General features: G+C 71.8%; 1 protein-coding gene. It reads left to right on the forward strand.

The features are described from left to right. Positions 1–118: 118 nt before the first annotated feature. Positions 119–1,411 (forward strand): IS30 family transposase, encoded by a 1,293-nt coding sequence (locus ABCN01_RS09495; RefSeq protein ID WP_005987407.1) that lies wholly within the window; start codon positions 119–121, stop codon positions 1,409–1,411. Positions 1,412–1,637: the final 226 nt, after the last annotated feature.

Raw genomic sequence — 1,637 nt, forward strand, 5'->3', positions numbered from 1 at the left:
CCTTGATTATCAACTTTATCCGAACACCTCCCACATTCATCCGCACATGTGCGGATGAATGTGGGAACCCGATACCCTGAGGGCCGGATCGGCCGGCCCCGGGAGATCGGAGGACGGCATGTCCGGAAAGAAGAAGAGCGGCTCCGCAAGGGCGGTCCCGAGGGCCTACGGAAGGCTCACGAGGCACGAGCGGGACACGGTCCAGAGGATGCTGGAGCGCAGGGCGTCGTGCAGGGAGATCGCGAGGGAGCTGGGCAGGTCGCCCTCGACGGTGAGCGCCGAGGTGGCGTCGCACAGGTTCGTGACGGCGCCGAAGGCCAGGCGCGGCGAGCGCGTGGACGCCTCCGCCGACCTGTCGGCGGCCTGCCCGCGCCTGGCGGCGTGGCCGCGCTGCTGCAACGGGTGCGGCCGGTACCGCGCGATCGGCTGCAAGCGCCGCCCCCACGTCTTCTACGAGGCCCGGGCCGCGCAGCTGTGCGCCGACTCGGTCCTCGTCTCGTCCAGGCGCGGGATAGACGCCGACGAGCCCGCCGCGGCGGCCAGGCTGGAGGCGATAAGGGACTGCCTGCGCCGGGGGCTGTCGCCCGAGCAGATGGCGGCGCGCAACGGCGGCCCGGTGGACCTGTCGCCGTCGACCATCTACCGCTGGGTCTCGGCGGGCTACGACGGCATGACCAACATGGAGCTCAGGCGCAAGGTCGGCTACAGGCCGAGGAAGCGCGCCGCGGGCCGGGCGGCGACCCGCCACTCCGCCCGCAGGTCGCATGCCGCGTTCCTCGCCCTCGGGGAGGACGCGTGCGCCGCGGCCTGGGAGATGGACACCGTCGAGGGGGCCCGGGAGGACTCCGCCTGCCTGCTCACGCTGCTGCACCGCCCCAGCAGGCTCCAGCTCGCGCTGCCGCTGGAGGAGAAGACCGCCGGGTGCGTCGCGGACGCCCTGGAGGGCGTCCGGGCCATCCTCGGCGCCGACGGGACGCGCCGCGTGTTCCGCGCCGTCCTCACCGACAACGGCGCCGAGTTCTCCGACGAGGCGGCGATCGCGGCGCTGCTCGGCGAGGGGCCGGGCGAGACGAGGCTGTTCTACTGCGACCCCAGGCGCAGCGACCAGAAGGGCGCCTGCGAGCGCAACCACGTCGAGATCAGGAAGCTGCTGCCCAAGGGCGCCGGAATCAGGTTCGACCGGCTCGCCCCGGCCGACCTGGCGCTGGCCATGTCGCACGTGAACTCCGAGCCCCGCGGCGCGCTCGGCTTCGCGACGCCCGCGCGCGCCTTCAGGGCGATGCTCGGGGAGGACGCGGCGGCGCTGCTGGACGCCTACGGCGTGGAGGACGTGCCGCTCGGCGATCTCGACCTGACGCCGGGGCTCATCGAGAGGGCGCGCGCAGAGAGGGGCGATGCCCCGCTGGCCTAGCCTAGGAGAAAAACGGAATAGACGGACCGACCGTCCGGCTGAGTCTGGGAAGAGGTGCCGGGCGGCGGGCGGAGCATGGCCACCGGACCCATCGAAACACATCTCCACCATTCCTTCAACTGGGAAAATGCCGCCCCCGGGGCCCGGATAGGACCTCGGGGGCGTTCGGTTAACTGCGGGAGCGTGCCGTCAGCTCAATGTGTTCGGTTGGGATCGGAAATCAACC

Origin of the sequence: Collinsella aerofaciens, assembly GCF_039062365.1 — a bacterium.
GTDB lineage: Bacteria > Actinomycetota > Coriobacteriia > Coriobacteriales > Coriobacteriaceae > Collinsella.

Coding starts and splice junctions, on each gene's coding strand:
- ABCN01_RS09495 (WP_005987407.1), top strand. CDS start 119: ATGTCCGGAAAGAAGAAGAGCGGCTCCGCAAGGGCGGTCCCGAGGGCC.